A 19,659-nucleotide genomic window follows, 5' to 3' on the forward strand; every position below is an offset into this window, starting at 1 on the left:
TGAAGTCTGAAGTCGGCAGTCCGAAGTCGAAAAAACTGAGCACGAGATTAGTTAACGTTACTTCAATTTTCCGTTAACAATCCTGTCCGAATAATCCTGGAAAAAGGCTTTAAAATCGGCTACGCCTTTGTTCATTTCGGGGTTTAAAGAGCCATCCATCAGGTTCTTTTCAAAGCTTTTATCTTCAGCTGCAAATATGCCGGTGATCTTTTTCCCGTCGAACAGGTAGATATAGTTGCCCTGCAAAAACTGGTAAATATTACCTAATGAATTTATAGCCCTTGGCGTTTCGCCGGGCAGGTTGCTGGTTAAGCTGCGTCCCCATGAACGGAATGGTTTGTTGTAGCCAATCAGGCTTACTATCGATGGATAAATATCCATCTGCTGGGCAATATCGGTACGTACGCCGGTTAAGCCATATGCTTTATTGGCGCTATAGAACAATATCGGCACAGCAAAGCGGTTAACAGGTTTGTTGTAAGCCGGGTAATATGTCTGGTTGGTATGGTCGGCAGTAATTACAAATATGGTGTTGTTGTACCAGGGCTGGGTTTTGGCATAGTTAAAAAACTCCCGCAGCGAATTATCAGTATACTGCACGCATTTGTCGATGGCCAGCGGGCCGCCTTTGAATCTGTTTTTATATTTAGACGGAATTTTAAACGGATCGTGAGAGGATAGTGTAAACAACGTTGCCATAAACGGCTGTTTTTGAGTACCCAGCGTTTTGCCCATAAACTGGAAAAAAGGTTCGTCCCAGATGCCCCAGATATCGTCGAAATCTTTGTCGTTATTATATTCTGTGCGGCCGTAATAATTTTTCATCCCTAAAATATTGCCGAATCCTTCGAAACCCATTGAGCCATTTGCCGCGCCATGAAAAAACGAGGTCTGATATCCCATGCTATCACAAATAGATACCAGCGACTGAATTTTTTGCTTGGCATATGGCGACGAAGTAAATGCAGTCTGAAATGACGGTATCCCTGCCAATACAGACGACATGGCGTGGATGGATTGGCGTCCGTTAGCATAAGCATTGGTAAATATCAGGCTGCTACCAGAAAGCGAATCCAGGAACGGCGTATATGATTTAAAACCGGGGATTTTAGCATCCCTGTTCATGCTGCCCCAAAACTCGCGGGCCACGCTTTCCAGTATAATCACAACAACATTGGGCTTTACCGTAGGGTTGCTGGTATATTGTTTGATCGGTTTAATGTTGGCGTTAATATAATCCGCAGTGGAAAAATGTTCCAGTTTAAAGCTGTTGCTGCTCAGCGTGCGGAAAATTGCAAATGGGGTATTCAGTATGATGTCACCCTGGTTAGGTATTACAACATGTTTGTAGGCATCGACCATATTGATTGGGCGGGTACTGTGCTTGTAGTCGCCACGTATGCCGCCTACCATTAACACAATGACTGCAATAAATACGATTACGGAACTAACAAAATAGGTTTTTGCATTTTTAACCGTAGCAGGCTTAACTTTTACGAGCCTGTACAGCCATATCCAACACACGCAGCATGCCAGGTAGATGAAAATTACGTACCAGTATTCCCAGGTGAAATGTTCAAACAGTGCCTTTTTGTTGCTTTCGTCGGACAGCAAATCGAGGGTGGCTTTGGTTGACCGTACCTGGCTGAAACGGTAGTAAATGATATCGACAAAGTTTGTGGCATAAAACAGCAAATTGCTGACGAAGTATAAAATGGTTAATCCCTTTTGGAATTTTGGTTGTGTATTGATTTTTAGGGGCAATACACTTAAAATAATAAACAGGCTGTTGATATAAAGCAGGGCAGTAGTATCGAATGCGATGCCATACCAGCAAAGTTTTAGCAGTGTAATAAAGTCATCAACCGCAAACAAATTGGTGTTATAGGCGAAAAATAATACCCTGCTGATAAAGTAAAAAAGGTAGGCCAATAGTAGCCGGTATAAAAGAGCTTTGTATTCGGTTAGCCTGGATGTAAACCCCATTAATATTGCGTTTTTTAAATCCCAGGGCTATTTTTTAGCGACCGGGGCATTTAGAAGCGAAACTACTAAAAACGCAATTAATTAATATGGATTTTACATGGTGTTTATACCGATGGTGGTTTAAACTACAAAATATTGACAATTAAGGATCGGTATATTCGTGCGGTTTACAAATTTCGAATAGCTGAGCGTTCCATTTTTACATGCGGAACACCCGGAACGCTGTGGAATATGCTGATTATCAAGTGTTCTATTTTTATGGAAATGTCGAATAAATCTAAATGACTGTTATTGGCCGCTATAAAACTGGATTTTTTGACCCGGCTGACAATGCTTTCTACTTCGATTTACAATTCTCCTTAATAACCTCCACCGCGCGCTTATCACCTAAGGCTAACGCGGCATTAAAATCGATACAGGCACCGGTTTTGTCGCCCTGGTCCAGTTTCATGGCGCCGCGGCTTAAAAGCGCCTGGCTGTTTTTGGGGTTAATGTTAAGGCACTTCGCAAAGTCATCGGCAGCTCCGGGAAAATCCCGCATCAGGCTTTTGGTGGTCGCGCGGTACAAATAGGCCTGCTCAAAAGCCGGGTCTATTTTAATTGCGCAGTTGAACGATTCAACAGCTGCCGCATAGTCTTCTAATACTCCCTGGGCTACCCCGATATTAAAATACAGGTTGGCATTATCGGGACTCAATGTTAAGGCGATATTAAAGTCGGCGACGGCTTCTTTAAATTGGCCCAGCTTGCTCTTAAGGCCTCCGCGGTTAAGATACGGCCGCATGATATTTGCGTTTAGCGTGATAGATTTATTATAATCGGCCATTGCCCCGTCATTATCACCCAATAAAAATCTCGAATATCCCCGGTCATCAAACGCCATTGCCGATTCCGGATTAGCGGCTATAAATTTTGTATAATCATCAACCGAACCTTTAAAATCGAGCAGGTAATACTTTACCAGCCCCCGGTATAAATATACTTTGTTGTAATTAGGGTTTGCCGTTACGCAGGAGTCATATTCAGCGAGCGCTTCTTTATATTTTTTAGCAGCTTCCAGTCCGTAACCTTTCTGAAAGTATTTGGCGGCAGCCGCAGTATCCGCCTGGCAAAAGGCCATCGAACTAAAAAATAAAAATGCAATAGTTATTAAAGGGGATTTAAACATAGGGCAAAGATAAAGCCGCTCCAAATAAAATCACACTACCAACGGCACTGATACCCAATGTTTAACATTATTTAACGATAACAACTATTCACCACTCTCTACTCACCATTCTCCATTAAGCCGAAATCGCATTTATAATATCATACTGCGTAATAATCTCAATCTGTCCGTTATCCTCAACCAGCACCGCAATGTTATCCTTATTTATCATCGCCGATATTTTATCTATCGACGTAGTTAAATCCACAAACGGGAACGGTGCGGTGGTGATGTTTTTTATCGGTTGCGATTTAATAGACGGGTTTTCAATGAGTGAGTTTAGGATATCACTTTCGGTAATTTTACCTATCACCATGCCTGTTTGCGTAACCGGTATCTGCGATATATTGAGCGATTTAATGGTATTAATAGCTTCCAGCACTGTTTTCTCGCAATCAATGGTAACGATTTGCTGGTTTTCCTTTTTTGCAATAATATCGCGGGCGGTTAGCTTGCCATCTTTCAGGAAGCCACGATCGCGCAGCCAGTCGTCATTATACATTTTGCCGAGATAGCGGGTGCCATGATCGGGGAAAATTACTACCACTACATCGCCTTCCTTAAACTTATCCTTCATTTGCAGCACCCCGGCAATTGCCGATCCGGTTGAGTTACCTGCGAAAATGCCTTCCTTGCGGGCAATTTCGCGGGTCATCAATGCGGCATCTTTGTCGGTTACTTTTTCAAAATGGTCAATCAGATTAAAGTCGACGTTTTGAGGCAAAAAATCTTCGCCAATGCCTTCGGTTATGTAGGGATAAATTTCGTGTTTATCCATAATGCCGGTTTCCTTATATTTTTTGAATACCGAACCGTAAGTATCGATACCTAAAATTTGTATAGCCGGATTCTTTTCTTTTAAATATTTGGCGATGCCGGATATAGTACCGCCGGTGCCAACCCCTGCAACCAGGTGGGTTATTTTGCCCTCGGTTTGTTCCCAAATCTCCGGCCCGGTCGACTCATAATGCGCCTGCGAATTGGATAAATTATCATACTGGTTTGGCTTCCACGAATTCGGCACCTCGCGTTCCAAACGCGATGAAACCGAATAATAGGAGCGGGAATCCTCCGGGTCAACATTGGTAGGGCATACAATTACTTCGGCGCCAAAAGCACGCAGGGCATCAAATTTCTCCTTCGACTGTTTATCCGTACTGGTGAAAATACATTTATAACCTTTTATCACAGCCGCAATAGCCAGCCCCATGCCGGTATTACCCGATGTACCCTCGATAATCGTCCCTCCTGGCTTAAGCTTGCCGCTTTTTTCGGCGTCCTCGATCATCTTCAGCGCCATACGGTCTTTGATGGAATTGCCCGGATTAGTGGTCTCAATTTTGGCCAATACGGTAGCGGGAATGTCTTTAGTTACTTTGTTCAAGCGCACCATGGGCGTGTTGCCAATGGTATCTAATATATTGTTATGCCACATAAATTTAAGTCTGGTAAACCCGGTAGCGGGTTAGTTATGGGTCAAAATTAGCTTTCTAAATTGATATATTTTAAAAATGTGAAATTGATTTATGGAAATGGGCGGCTTTCGGCATCATCCTAAAAATCAACCTTAAATAATTTTGCTTATGTTTATTCGGCAAGCTAAAACCAGGTCACAATTGCAGCTTCAGTTTATGGGGAAACGTTTACTTTTTTTTATCGTTTTAAGTTTAGTGGCGTTTAATAGTTACGCGCAACGGCCACTCACTGATAGCAGGCAGAGTAGTGTTTATACCTATGTCTATAAGCTAGACCCGTTGGATATTCAGAGTTTTTATACCCACCCGGGTAAAGAACCGGACGAGAGGATTTTTCACACTGTGGTTGATTCTATCAAAACCGATAAAAACTGGGAAAACAATCTGCCACCGGGCAATTATCTTAAAGTGTATGCTTTTAAAAACAAGCTTGAGTATACGTTGATAGAAAATCACTCCGCTTTTTTAAAGCTGATGCACAATAATTACGACCTGCGTTTTATTTTGCTGGATAGGACCGGGAAACCTGTAATAAATGCTACGGCACTGGTGAATGGCAGGCCTGTACCCTATGATAGTAAAAGCGACTTATATCATACAGCCTATTCACAAAAGGATACTTTATTAAGAGTTGACTATGCTGGCGTGGTGAATTATTTTTCAATAAAGCAGTATCAAAATTATAACTATCGCCGCCATTGGTTCAAGCGGACGTGGTACAAAGTGAAAAACAAGTTCAGGAAACGCAATTACTATGCTTATCAGCTACGGCAAATGAATAAGTATACTGGGTTTATGATATTTAATAAACCTATTTATAAGCCACACGATACAGTGAAATTTAAAGCTTTTATATTAAACAGCGGATCGAAAAAAGCAATTACAGCCCCGCAATTATTGGTTAGATTAAGGGAGGGCCGCGACGATGACGGTAAAATATTGGGGCGCGTGAACAACTACCGCAATGGTGGTTACGAATATTCGTTTGTATTAAACGATAGTTTAAAGCTTTCGCTCGACAATGAATACGTTATTAGCCTCGAAGACATTTCGAGCGCGAAATATAATCTTGATAAATATGAAGGCAACAAGTCTGACGAAGAATTTCTTGCACAGCGAAAAGTTTACTTTTCAGGAAATTTCAGGTACGAAGAGTATGAATTAAAAGCTATCCACTTTAGCGTGCGCACCGATAAAAAGGAACACGGGCCAGGCAATCCGCTAGCAATATACCTGAAAGCCGTCGATGAAAACGATTTACCCGTGCCCGATGGCCGGATTAGGTTAACGCTTACAACCACCAGCGTAGCGCCATTTAAAACCAGGCATGTGTTTGCGCCCGATACCTTATGGGAACACAAGATGCCGCTTGACCCGATTGGCGAAACAAAAATTGTTATACCTGATTCTATTTTCCCCAAAGCTAATATTAGTTACCATATCGACGCTGATTTTTTGAACGCTAATAATGAGCTTCAGAGTGCCGGAAGCGATGCGAGTTTCACCTACGACAAGTACAGGGTTAACCTGGTGCTCAGTGCAGATACCCTTTTGGCAACCTACACCGTTTATGGCAAGGAAAGCAAAATACCTGCAGTTATCAGCGCGGTAAACGAACAACACGACACCATCTCGAAAATAAAAGCTACGCTGCCTTACAAATTGCTTTTTAATGCAAATGCTACAAGCTACAACGTGCAAACGAATAGCACGGACAACGATATTGACCTTAAAGACAGCGCCGGTAATGTAAGTCTGTCGGGATATCGCACACCAGATTCGTTATTTGTAAAAATAAGTAACGAGCGAAAGCTTGAATTGTGGTATTCTGTTTTTTGCGGCGATAAATTAATTGACGAAGGGAAAACGCTTGGGCCGTTTTACAAGTACCCTTATAAGGGTGCGGATAACATTACGTTTATTGTAAATTATATATGGGGAGGGGAGCCTAAAAAGGAACAAGCTTCGATACCGGTTTCGGATAATGTGCTTACCATTAATGTAAAGCAGCCGGTATCAGTTTATCCCGGTCAGCAGGCACAAACTAGTATCGTGGTAACCGACAATAAAGGGAAGCCTGTCGCAAATGCCGATATAACGGCCTGGTCGCTAACCCGTAAGTTTGATTATACGGCGCCGCTGGTGCCATACCTTGATAAGGCGCGTAAAAGTAAAACATACATAAATCCATACGAAGTTATTAGGTTGCGGGATAATGGCGACATGCCATTAAACTGGGCGCGCCTGAGCCGGGATATGGGGCTGGATAGCATAGTGTTTTACCAATTTACGCACCCTAAAACATTATTCAGGATAGAAGAACCTACGGCAGACACCATTACACAAATAGCACCTTTTGTGGTTAAGGGCGGTGATGTTATACCGGTACACATCCTTTACATTGATAACCGCCCCGTGTATTTTAGCCAGGCCGAACAATTACAGCGATACAGTTTCAGGGTTACACCGGGCAGGCACACCATCGGTTTCAGAACGGTAAACCAAAGCATAAAGATAGATTCTGTGAACGTGGAGCGGTCGAAAAAGCTGATCTTAAGCGTTAACGCGGATACAGACGTGAACCATAACCTATCATTTCAAAAAGCTCCGGATACGCTTAGTAATTACGAAGCACAGTTGGTGAACAAATACCTGGTTACAGTTGTAAATAATTTTAACCAGAAAATGGCGACCCTGGAACAGGGCGATAATGTAATTTTATTAAATCCTAATATTTACGGCAATAAAAACATACTTGCCGGCCCGTTAGGCGACAATTATGCGGTGTTTAATTTACGCAACGAAAAGCCCCTGTTGTTTTTAACAGAACCGGGCTATTCCTATCTTTTTGAACCGGGGCTTTTAAAACAAAAAAGTATCCCAACGCCGTTTCCATTCAAAAGAGACCTGTTTTTTATAAATGGAACCGACGATTATAAGCAATACCCGCTCACTGCCCCGGAAGCGGATACATTATGGCAGCAATTTCTCGAGTTACGCAGCAATACCCGGGAACTTTTTTTGAACAAGCCTGTTGCCGATAAATTAACCGGGCGCCTCAATATTAAACTGCAGGCTAAATACCCGTTTATAAAAAATGTAATTATATACAGGTATGACGATCCTGATTATATCAGGGTTTATCCCGGTCATACCACTGATTTTGGGGCGCTTGGTGTTGGGGAATACAGGCTGTTCTTTCTGCTCCGGGGCAATAGCTATGATATTGTTGACAGCATAATTATCAAGCCGCACGGTAATAATTTTTATGACATTAACGTGTGCGCATCGCATGTAAAAGATTCAGTAAGCATCAAAATAAACAACACCATCAATTCGCGTACAGGGAAATACAATGCAAACGACAGTAATATTGAAAACGACGCACTTAAGTTAAAAGAGGCATTTAACGATAAATATTTCGATGAAAGCGAGTTTGGGACCATGATGGCCGGCCGGGTTATCGGCAGCGATGACCGGCAACCCATTATAGGATGCATGGTAAGGGTAAAGGGCACCAACAAAGGAACGGTAACAGACGTTAATGGTGTATTCAGGCTTAGGGTACCTAAATCGGGGAAACTTTATATATCCTACCTTGGCTACAAAACACGTGAGGTTGCTATCGAACCCGGCGTTTCATCAAATATAGTCCTCGACCCCGCCAGTTCGTCGTTAAACGAGGTTGTAGTCACCGGCTACGCTTCGGTCAGGAGAAAGGATATTGTAGGGGCTGTACAAATGTTGCAGGGACAAGCGTCGGGCGTATATCTTGAACAAGGAGCGCCCGGGTCTGGTGCGAACGTAGTTATACGGGGAATTTCAAGTTTCCCGGGCGGAAAACCCCTGATTGTTGTGGATGGGATGGTGGTAGCCAGCATGGATGGTATCAATCCAAATGATGTAGCCGAGATAAGCACATTAAAGGATGCCGCCGCAACCGCTTTATATGGTGTATCTGCAGCAAACGGCGTTATTATTATCAATACAAAAAGAAAAGCAAGTGTATCACAAACTAAATCCGACCCGATCCAACAATCCTCCGAACAATCCATCCGCAAAAACTTCTCCGACTACGCCTATTGGCAACCAAAACTTACCACCGACGAAAACGGCAAAGCCAGCTTTACCACAGTTTTCCCTGATGATATTACCAACTGGCGTACTTTTGTAATCGGCATAAATGGCAACCGGCAATCGGGATTTGTGGAAAATCAAATTAAATCGTTTAAGCCGCTCAGCGCCGCGTTCCTGGCACCGTTGTTTGCGGTTGAGAGCGATGAGCTAAGCGCGCTGGGTAAAGTGTCGAACTATAATACTGATGCGGCCAAACTAACCCGTACATTTATTTATAATGGCAAACAGGTTAAGCAGGATGTTTTGGAAGTTAAAAACTCCAAAATCGACACCCTTAACCTCACCGCCGCCAATACCGACAGCCTTACTTTTGAGTACACCATAAAACGCGATAACGGCTATTTCGATGGCGAGCTGCGCAAAGTGCCGGTAATTAAACAGGGTGTACAGGAAACCATCGGTGTGTTTGAAGCCTTAAACGGCGATACCACGGTAAACCTAAAATTCGACGCCGCAAAAGGGCCGGTGACCTTCCACGCCGAAGCGTCGGTGCTGCCGGCATTGATGGCTGAAACCGAAAAGCTGCGTGCCTACAAGTATTTATGCAACGAGCAGCTTGCCTCCAAACTAAAAGGACTGCTGATGCAAAAACGCATCAAAAAGTTTTTGGGCGAGGAATTTAAATATGAGAAAAATATAAACGAAGTAATTAAAAAACTGCAGGAAAACCGCAAAAGCCAGGGCACCTGGGGCTGGTGGAAAGACAGCGATGAGGAATTATGGATAAGCCTGCATGTTATTGAAGCTTTGGTTGATGCGCAAAAAGATGGTTATCAAATTCAATTGGATAAACAAAAACTAACTGATTACCTGGTTTACCAAATGGAAAGCTATAAGGGCCAGGATAAACTGGTTTGCCTCGAGCTGCTGCACCGGCTGGACGCTAAAGTTGACTACCCCAAATATTTCGCCATAATTGAAAAGGAAAACACTGCGATAGCAAAAAAAATAAACGGGGATACTCCATCAGGCTATGATAACTTGAGGCTGATGCTACTGAGGCAGGATGACGGCCAAACCATTAAGCTGGACAGCCTGCTGGCCGCGGAACACCACACCCTATTTGGCAATATTTATTGGGGCGAGGACAGCTACCGCTTTTTCGACAACAGCATACAGCTGACGGTGCTTGCCTACAAAATCATAAAAAACGAAGGCAAACATAACAACCTGTTACCCAAAATACAGGCTTACTTTTTAGAGCAGCGTAAAGAAGGGGAGTGGCGCAATACCTACGAATCTGCCCTGATACTGGGAACCATTTTACCTGATGTGCTCACCAGCGATAAGCAAACCAAACCTTCGGCTTTAATATTGTCCGGTGCAAAGACCGAAACGGTTACCAAATTTCCCTATACCGCCAATATAACCGGTAACCAGCTTTCCATCGGTAAAACCGGTACGCTTCCTGTTTACATTACCGGTTACCAGCAGTTTTGGAACACGAAGCCGGAAAAGGTTAGCAAAGACTTTACGGTTAATACCTGGTTCGAGAGAAAAGAAACCCGCCTAACTAAACTAAACGGCGGCCAGCCTGTACTGTTAAAAGCCGAAGTAACCGCCAAAGGCGATGCCGATTTTGTGATGATTGAAATACCTATCCCGGCGGGCTGCTCGTACGAAAGCAAAGAACAAAGCTGGCAAAATAACGAAGTGCATCGCGAATATTTTAAAGAGAAAGTAAGCATATTTTGCCGCAAGCTAAAACAGGGAAAATATGAGTTTACTGTAAATCTTATTCCACGCTACGACGGTAAATACACGCTTAACCCAGCCAAAGCTGAGATGATGTATTTCCCGGTGTTTTATGGTAGGGAAGGGATGAAGAAGGTTGTAGTTGGGGAATAATTGTGGTTAATTTGAGTTATGAATTTACTTAGATGGATATTGGGTATTCCTTTGTCATTATCAATAACCTTTGGCTTAATTGTTCTCTTTGTAGAATTAAATGTTGCCAATGAGCTTACTTCCCATAATTTTTATTTTTATCTCGCATATCACCTGTTTTTAACAATTAGCTCTTTTTCTCTTTGCGTCTTTTTGTCATGCTTATTTATTCCTCATACCAAAAAAATTGCTGGCCTTATAACTGTCGTCATTGTATTTGCCCTCGCCGTTTGCGGTTTTTATATTAATACTAAGGATGAGTATTATCAAGGCATCACCCTTCAGTTTGCGATAAATTATGTGGGCATATTTATAGGTCTGCTAATAGGATTTTATATTAGCTATGAAAAATTTAAAAACAAGGGTTGGCACAAACTCAATGAACAAAATAGTTATCAGCACGGTCAGGAAGATAAGCCTACTTTTTAAAAAATTCACCGCTCACATATTCAACCCAACTTACCTGATCCAAGATATATTTCACAATATCCGGATAACACTTCCAGGTCCTTTTTAAAATCATTTTAAAAGACCGGCATCTTATTTACAATTTAACAATTTTGGGTTTACCGGTAGTTAATTTTTGTTCCATATTGCGTTTAGGTCTTTTGTTTGTAATTATTTGATTACAAGTGTTTTGCGTGTTTTATTGTAATAAGTCATTTATTTGTTTCTTTACAATTCATAACATCCAGTTTATTTTTTGCTAATAGTTAAATTGTTGTTTTGACACTAAATAGGTCAACTCAACTCAAACTATGGAAAAAATGTACAACCAGATTTTGCGGGCTTTTATCAAATCGAAACATAAAGCCCGGTTTCTGCTGTTAATCATGCTGTTCGCTTTAACGGCGTCAGCACAGCAATCAAAGGTAATCAGCGGGACTGTTACCGATGAAAAGAACTTACCGCTGCCCGGCGTTATCATAACAGCAAAGGGCTCCGGCAAAAGCGCATCCAGCGATGGTAATGGAAAATTCTCAATCCAGGTGAATGGCCCGGATGATGTTATTCATTTTAACTTTTTAGGATATGTAGCAAAGGACGTGCCCGCCGGTGACGGTGTTTTGAATGTTACTCTTTTACCCGACACCAAACAACTGAAAGATGTCGTTGTAATTGGCTATGGCACAGCAAGCCGCAAGGATGTTACCGGCGCCATTACATCATTAAAAGCCGAAGACTTTAACCTGGGTGTAATAACAACCCCGGCCGAATTGTTGCAAGGCAAAGTGGCAGGTCTGAACGTTACCAAGAGCGGCGACCCTAACAAACAGCCTGCAACAATTCTGCGTGGGCCCTCAACCCTGCGCGAGGGTGCTGCACAGGAGCCTTTTTATGTAATTGATGGTGTGCCCGGCGCTTCAATTGATTTATTGGCACCAGACGATATCGAAAGTATTGATGTTTTAAAAGATGCTTCTTCAACAGCCATATACGGATCAAGGGCTGCTAATGGTGTAATTATCGTTACCACCAAAAGGGCAAAAACCGGTCAAACAAGGTTAAACTACAGCGCCTATGTGGCGATGGAAAACGTATCGAAAAAAATTGATATGCTGACTGCCGACCAGTTGCGAAAATATTTGAGCGATAACGGCGTAAAACCGCTTGCCAAGCCGATTGATGATGACGGCTCAAATACTAACTGGCAAAACCTGGTGGAGAGGAGAGGCTATTCTCAAAATCACAATTTATCCTACGGGGGCGCATCTAAAAGTGCTGATTATGGTGCAAGTGTTAACTATTTAAAAAACGAAGGTGTATTAATAAACACCAGCCTCGAACGTACTATTTTCAGGGGGTATATTAACCAGCGCTTTTTTGATGACAAGTTAAAGCTGGGTATTACGTTGACAAACAGCGTTACCAACAACAAAGACATCCCGCAGGGAAACGTGTTGCCGGGTATGCTGTTTTATTTGCCTACGGTAAGTCCGTTTAACCCCGATGGCAGCTACAAGGAAAACTATACCCGCACCGGTAGCGGGCCTTTAAACCCACTATCGCTGGCAAACAACAACAGTATTAAAACCAACGATAATAAAACCTTAATAAACGGCATTGCACAGGTTGATATCTTGCCTGGCTTAAGGTTTACGCTTACGGGATCGACCCAAAAAGATCAAAACAATATCAATGTTTACGAAAACAGCCATTCGGGCCTGGCAGTTGGAGCCGGCGGCGTAGCTAACAGAACAGCGTTTTTAAACACAAGCAGTGTTTTTGAATCGTACTTTAACTACGACAAGGAATTTGGCCAGCACAGCATTAAGTTGTTGGCAGGTTATTCGTATCAGCAGGACAAAACCAATGACGGTTTTGGTGTGCAGACACAGAACTTTTCGAACGATAACTTAACGTATAACAATCTGTTTTTGTCAAACCCTTCTTCGCTGTCGCAGGTAGCTTTTAACCCGAATGTGATATCAACATTGAGGTTGATATCTTACTACGGTCGTGCGCAATACCAGTTTGGCGATAAGTATTTGTTACAGGCATCGCTCAGGGACGACGGTTCGTCGGCATTTGGTAGAAATAACCGTTACGGCTTGTTCCCTGCGGTATCTGCCGGCTGGAGAATTATCAACGAAAAATTCATGGAAAGCATGCCGGTTATCAGCGACCTGAAATTAAGGGCAGGTTATGGCGTGTCGGGTAACAGCTTAGGCTTTAACGCATTTTCGGCATTGCTTATTTATGGAACCCCTCCCGGGAACAGCAAATTCCTGTACAACGGTAATATAACCAATGCTTTGGGCCCTGTAAGAAACGATAACCCGGATCTGAAATGGGAAAGCACCGCTACCACCAACATCGGTTTAGACTTTGGTATATTAAAAAACCGAATCACAGGCTCCTTAGATTATTACATCAAGAAAACATCCGACTTGATTTATGACCAATACCTGGTATCAACTACCCAGTATTTTGTGCCTACAATTACTGCAAATGTTGGTAAAATAAAAAACACTGGTGTGGAGTTTGTAATAAATGCGGTGCCGGTAAAAACTTCAGCATTTACCTGGAAAACTTCCTTCAATATCTCGCACAATAAAAACGTTGTCGAAACCTTATCAAACACGCTGTTTGCAACTCCATATATCCAGACTGCACAGTTAGGTGGCAAGGGCCAATCTGGTAACTATAGCCAGATAGTGCAACCAGGCGATGCTTTGGGTACCTTTTATTTATGGCACTATGTGGGTAAAAATGGCTCTGGAGTAAGTACTTATCAAAATGCTGCCGGGCAGGTGATAGCTACACAGCCTTTAACTACTGATCAAAGAGTAGCAGGAGACGCACAGCCTAAAGCAATTTACGGCTGGACCAACAGCTTTTTCTACAAAGGCTTTGATCTGAACTTCCTGGTTCGCGGCGTATGGGGCAACAAAATTTTGAATGCTACCCTGGCCTCGCTGAACAACCCTGCGGATTCCAAAATACAAAACATCCCAAGATTTACCCTTGGCGAATCATTTAATGATATTAACGGTTATTTAATATCCGATCGCTTTTTAGAGAGCGGCGCCTATTTACGCCTCGATAATGCCACACTTGGTTATACTATTAAACCAAAAATACAGGCTGTCAAAAGCATCCGCTTTTATCTATCAGCCAATAACGTTTTTATCATTACCAAATACAGGGGGATCGATCCTGAAGTTAATATCGGCGGCTTAACCCCCGGTATCGACAACCAAAACTATTACCCGCGTACGCGGACCTTCATTTTTGGTTTAAATACATCGTTTTAATAAAACTTCAACACAACAGAAATGAAAAGAACAATATTATTTTTAGCAGCGATTGCAACGGCAGTCACCATAAATTCCTGCACAAAACTGGATGTGCCTGTTGAATCGCAATATGTAAAATCCAACTTCCCGGTAACACAGCAGGATTACATTGCATTGTTAGGCACCATGTACTCTAACTTATCGTCAAATTACGCGGTGCCCTACTGGCGCATGCAGGAGCTTTCGACAGATGAAGCAATTATCCCGGCAAGGGACGGGAACTTTGACGACGGTGGCCAATACAGGCAATTGCACTATCACACCTGGACATTTGACCATCCCAACGTTACCGGCGTTTGGCAATGGGGTTTCGGTGGCATCAACAACTGTAACCGCCTAATTAACCTGGTTAAAGCATCTTCATCAAGCGTTACGTTAAAGACCTCAAGCATTGCCGAGATTACTGCAATGCGCGATTTGTATTACTTTTTTATGATGGATTTGTATGGTAATGTACCCATCATCAACACTTTCCCGGTAGCCGAGCTGCCATCAACGCAATCAAGGGCTGAAGTTTTTAAGTTTATAGAGGCAGACCTGAAAAGTGTTTTACAGCAACTGCCATCAAAAACAAGCGTTGCTGCAACCAACACCTTGCAATACGGTCGCCCAACTAAGGAAATGGCGTTTGCACTGCTTGAAAAAATGTATCTGAATGCAGAGGTATATACCGGCACCCAGCGTTATAATGATGCTGTTGCAATGGCTGATAGCGTAATGAAAAACCCCAATTATAGCCTCGACGCTAAGTTCAGGGATATATTTTTACCTAATAACGGCCCGCAGATAAAAGAGACCATTTTTGCAGTGCCTTACGATCAGCAGATTCCGGGCAACCAGTTTACCAGGTTCGGCTTCTTTTACTACCTCGCGCCATATTACAACATGAACGTAGGCCTGAGTATTGCCATGAGTACCACTCACGAGTTTTATAACCGGTTTAATTTGCCCGGCGATGCGCGGACAAATACCTGGCTGGTAGGGCCGCAGTTTTTACCTGATGGTAATGGTGGTTTTACTAATCAACCTGCTTATTATCCTAATACTACCACACAAATAGTTATCACCCCTGATCTGATTTTGGTACCGCCCAAACCAATGGACGTAGGGAACACCATTGCAAGCCAGTCGGAAGGTATCCGCTCAATGAAATACTACCCGGATCCAAACATTATCCAGGCAACCCGTTTAAACAGTAACGACGTGCCTGTGTTCAGGTTAGCAGATGTTATGCTGATGAAAGCGGAGGCGATATTAAGGGGCGCTACAGCTACCACTGTAAACGGGCAGCTGCAAACACCATTGTACCTGGTTAACCAGGTAAGGGCGCGTGCGGGTGCGCAATTGGCAGGTGCGGTTGATTTGCCATCGCTACTTGATGAGCGTGCAAGAGAATTTTCGTGGGAGGGATGGCGCAGGAATGACCTAATCCGTTTTGGCCAGTTTGAAGTGGATTACCCATTTGCGAATGACCCGCTGTCGATGAATAAAGATGCAAGCAGGAGGCTTTACCCAATCCCGGCGACAGAAATTAAGCTTAATCCGAAATTAACTCAAAACCCGGGCTATTAATTTATTTTGTATGACAAAGACATTTTTGAGCATCCTGCTAATTGCCTGTTTATCATTTAAAACCGGTAACCCCGTTAGCGACGATTTGCCTATAAACCGCATACAGGTGATTGGGTCACACAATAGCTATAAACAATCCATCGATCCGGTGTTATTTAAGTTTATTAAAGAAAAAGACTCCGTAGGATCGAAGAAAATAGATTATAGCCATATCACCTTATCGCAACAACTCGACCTGGGCTTGCTGGATCTTGAAATCGACATTTATGCCGATACCAAGGGCGGCAGATATGCACATCCGAAAGGGCTGGCCTGGGCACCCGGCCAGGCGCCTTATGACAAGGATGGTGTTATGAACGAACCAGGGTTTAAAGTATTTCATATACAGGATATTGATTTCAGGAGCAATTGTTTAACATTTAAACAGTGTTTACAGGAGTTGAGGCAATGGTCGGACAAGCATAAAGATCACGACGTGATTTTTATTACAATGAATGCGAAGGATGAACGTATGAAAAAGCCGTACTATACTATTCCGGAAACATTTACCAGCGCAATTTTCGACCAGTTGGATAAGACCCTTTTGGAAAACCTGGGCCGGGAGAACCTGGTTGTTCCGGATGATGTGAGGGGAAAATATAAAACCCTGCAAAGCGCGGTTTTACACGGCAACTGGCCAAAGGTAAAGCAGGCAAAGGGTAAATTTATATTTGTACTGGATGAAGTTGGGAAAAAGAGGGCGGCTTACATAGCCGGCCACCCCTCATTAAAAAACAGGGTTCTGTTTACCGATTCTGAACCGGGCACACCTGAGTCGGCAATACACATTATGAATAACCCGAAAAAGGACCTTAAAAAGATAAAGGCACTGGTTAAAAAGGGTTATATCATACGCACCCGAGCCGATAGCGACACTGAAGAGGCAAGGGACAACGATAAATCAACATTTGAAGCCGCATTGGCTTCTGATGCGCAGATTATCACTACAGATTACTACCAAAAAAGTACACATTTTAAATCAGACTATGTGATTAGCTTTGGTGATGGAACTTATTGCCGCCCGAACCCTTTATTTAAATAACGGTAAATATTTTATACGACAAAGCCTGTGCTTAATTGTGAGCACAGGCTTTGTTTATTGTACGAGAGTTATAATTTAAAATATCAGGTGCTTAACAGTTAACCCGTTATTTATTAGTTGTTTTAACGACTCAATCCCGATCCTTAAATGCGTTTCAACAAATTGTTCGGTTACGCTCGAGTCGCTCTCAGCGGTTTTAACACCTTCGGGTATCATTGGTTGGTCTGACACCAACAGCAGGGCGCCTGTTGGAATTTTGTTGGCGAAGCCAGTGGTAAATACCGTTGCCGTTTCCATGTCCACAGCCATTGCACGCAGTTTTTTCAAGTATTTTTTAAACTCCTTGTCGTGCTCCCAAACGCGACGGTTGGTGGTATAACATGTTCCGGTGAAGTAATCGCGGCCAAAGTCGCGTATGGTGGTCGATATAGCCTTTTGTAGGGCGAACGCCGGGAGTGCAGGCACTTCGGCGGGCAGGTAATCGTTTGATGTCCCTTCGCCCCGTATCGCGGCTATCGGCAATATCAGGTCGCCAACATTGTTCTTCTTTTTAAGGCCACCGCATTTCCCCAGGAATATTACGGCTTTTGGTTTAATGGCGGTTAGTAGATCCATTATAGTCGCCGCCACCGAGCTGCCCATACCAAAGTTAATTATGGTTATACCATTGGCCGTCACACTTTGCATAGGTTTGTCAAGACCCAGTATCGGTGCATTATCATTCCACTGCGAAAATAACTGTATGTATTTCGAAAAGTTGGTGAGGATGATGTATTGGCCAAAGTCGGCCAGCGGGCGGCCTGTATAGCGCGGCAGCCAGTTGGTAACAATACCTTCTTTTGTTTTTAAACCGGGGGTAATGGGGGTGTGCACCTCTTTGATTTTTTTCGCTTCTGTCTTCGGCTGATCTTTCTTTACGTCTAATTGTTCGTTCATCGTTATATAATTTTAATCTCGTCGTCCCGACTGCCAACTGATCGGATCGGGATCTCACAGGGCAGGTTGCCAACGAGAGGGGTAACTTGTCAGAAGGGGCTGTGCTTGCGGAGAATAAGTTCGGCATGCCCCTTTATTTAACAACAAACCCCGGTTAAAAACCAGGGTCTGCGTTGTATATTCAAATATAAGTACTGGTTGTGTCTTCAACATTAAGCCACTTTTAACTTTTTAAGGTCCGATTTTTCGAATTTCTCGCGGGCGTAATCAAGCGTTACATTTAAGCGCTTAATTTCTTTTTTCGACGGAAACTCAAACATGGCGTCAATCATTATCGCCTCACATATCGAGCGCAGGCCGCGGGCGCCAAGTTTAAACTCAACCGCTTTGTCAACAATAAAATCAAGTACATCGTCTTCAAACTCAAGCTTTACACCTTCGTATTCAAACAGCTTTTTGTACTGTTTCAACAGCGAGTTTTTTGGCTCAGTTAAAATATTGTGCAAAGCTTCCCTGTCGAGCGGATTCAAATACGTAAGCACAGGCAAACGGCCGATCAACTCCGGTATCAATCCGAATGATTTTAAATCCTGCGGAGTAATGTACTTATACAGGTTTTTCAAATCTACCTCACCATCATCACGTTTCATTTTGTAACCAACAGTTTGGGTACGCAGGCGGTTGGCAATTTTACGGTCGATACCATCGAAAGCCCCGCCACATATAAACAGGATATTGTTGGTATTAACGGTAATCATTTTCTGGTCGGGATGTTTCCGGCCGCCCTGCGGCGGTACGTTAACATTTGTTCCTTCCAAAATCTTCAATAAAGCCTGTTGTACGCCTTCGCCCGATACGTCACGGGTGATAGATGCATTATCGCTTTTGCGGGCAATTTTATCAACCTCATCAATATAAACAATACCACGCTCGGCGGTTGCTACATCATAATCGGCAGATTGAAGCAAACGGGTTAGAATACTTTCAACGTCTTCCCCCACATAGCCTGCTTCTGTTAAAACTGTAGCATCGCAGATGCAGAATGGAACATTTAATATTTTAGCGAGGGTTTTTGCCAGTAGTGTTTTACCGGTCCCGGTTTCGCCAACCATAATAATGTTTGATTTTTCAATTTCCACATCATCCTTTTCAACACGCTGGTTAAGGCGCTTGTAGTGGTTGTAAACGGCAACGGCAAGTATCTTTTTGGCATCATCCTGACCAATAACATATTGATCCAGGTGGCCTTTAATTTCAGCAGGTTTTAACACCGCAGGTACCGATGGCGAAGTTTTTACCTTGCGCACTTTCAGCTCCTCAGCCAGTATTTCATTAGCCTGGTTGACGCACTTATCACAGATGTGCGCATCAAGGCCGGCAATCAGCATCAGGGAGTCCTGTTTACCTGCCCCACAAAACGAACACCTGATCTCCTTGCTGTTTTTATTCATTTGATTTACTTTACTTACAAATTTAATGAAAAAAGTCCGAAAGTCCGAAAGTCAGTAAAGTCCGAAAGATAATTTCGTCAAAACTTCTAACTTTTTAAATATTTGCAATCCGTTTTTTGTCTTTCGG

10 protein-coding genes are annotated in these 19,659 nt (G+C 43.0%); 5 read left to right on the forward strand and 5 right to left on the reverse strand.

What is annotated here, in order from left to right:
* Positions 1-57: 57 nt before the first annotated feature.
* The 3 genes from Q0R52_RS19495 to Q0R52_RS19505 all read right to left on the reverse strand — a co-directional run bounded on the left by Q0R52_RS19495 (position 58) and on the right by Q0R52_RS19505 (position 4,628).
* Positions 58-1,986: an alkaline phosphatase family protein gene (locus Q0R52_RS19495; RefSeq protein WP_295797296.1), complete on the reverse strand. Its 1,929-nt coding sequence runs from the start codon at positions 1,984-1,986 to the stop codon at positions 58-60.
* 337 nt (positions 1,987-2,323) lie between these two features.
* Complete coding sequence (locus Q0R52_RS19500) at positions 2,324-3,154, reverse strand: tetratricopeptide repeat protein (protein ID WP_295797297.1); 831 nt, start codon at positions 3,152-3,154, stop codon at positions 2,324-2,326.
* Positions 3,155-3,269: 115 nt separating this feature from the next.
* The gene (locus Q0R52_RS19505; protein ID WP_295797300.1) at positions 3,270-4,628 is read right to left on the reverse strand and encodes a cystathionine beta-synthase; all 1,359 of its coding nucleotides are present in this window, start codon (positions 4,626-4,628) and stop codon (positions 3,270-3,272) included.
* A gap of 148 nt (positions 4,629-4,776) precedes the next feature.
* On the opposite strand from Q0R52_RS19505, the gene Q0R52_RS19510 reads away from it, so the two are divergent.
* The 5 genes from Q0R52_RS19510 to Q0R52_RS19530 all read left to right on the forward strand — a co-directional run bounded on the left by Q0R52_RS19510 (position 4,777) and on the right by Q0R52_RS19530 (position 17,145).
* Positions 4,777-10,653, forward strand: a complete 5,877-nt coding sequence (locus tag Q0R52_RS19510; RefSeq protein WP_295797304.1) for a carboxypeptidase-like regulatory domain-containing protein — start codon at positions 4,777-4,779, stop codon at positions 10,651-10,653.
* Positions 10,654-10,671: 18 nt separating this feature from the next.
* Complete coding sequence (locus Q0R52_RS19515) at positions 10,672-11,121, forward strand: hypothetical protein (protein WP_295797306.1); 450 nt, start codon at positions 10,672-10,674, stop codon at positions 11,119-11,121.
* Positions 11,122-11,450: 329 nt separating this feature from the next.
* Complete coding sequence (locus Q0R52_RS19520; RefSeq protein WP_295797308.1) at positions 11,451-14,450, forward strand: TonB-dependent receptor; 3,000 nt, start codon at positions 11,451-11,453, stop codon at positions 14,448-14,450.
* 21 nt (positions 14,451-14,471) lie between these two features.
* Positions 14,472-16,064, forward strand: a complete 1,593-nt coding sequence (locus tag Q0R52_RS19525; RefSeq protein ID WP_295797311.1) for a RagB/SusD family nutrient uptake outer membrane protein — start codon at positions 14,472-14,474, stop codon at positions 16,062-16,064.
* A gap of 10 nt (positions 16,065-16,074) precedes the next feature.
* On the forward strand, positions 16,075-17,145 hold the full coding sequence (locus Q0R52_RS19530) for a phosphatidylinositol-specific phospholipase C1-like protein (protein WP_295797314.1): 1,071 nt from the start codon (positions 16,075-16,077) through the stop codon (positions 17,143-17,145).
* 75 nt (positions 17,146-17,220) lie between these two features.
* On the opposite strand, the gene Q0R52_RS19535 is transcribed toward Q0R52_RS19530, so the two are convergent.
* Entirely contained in the window at positions 17,221-18,081 is an 861-nt protein-coding gene (locus tag Q0R52_RS19535; protein ID WP_252789639.1) for an AMP nucleosidase, read from the reverse strand.
* A gap of 212 nt (positions 18,082-18,293) precedes the next feature.
* On the reverse strand, positions 18,294-19,532 hold the full coding sequence (gene clpX / locus Q0R52_RS19540; protein ID WP_252789641.1) for an ATP-dependent Clp protease ATP-binding subunit ClpX: 1,239 nt from the start codon (positions 19,530-19,532) through the stop codon (positions 18,294-18,296).
* Positions 19,533-19,659: the final 127 nt, after the last annotated feature.

Source organism: Mucilaginibacter sp., assembly GCF_025359345.1.
Taxonomy (GTDB): Bacteria; Bacteroidota; Bacteroidia; order Sphingobacteriales; family Sphingobacteriaceae; genus Mucilaginibacter.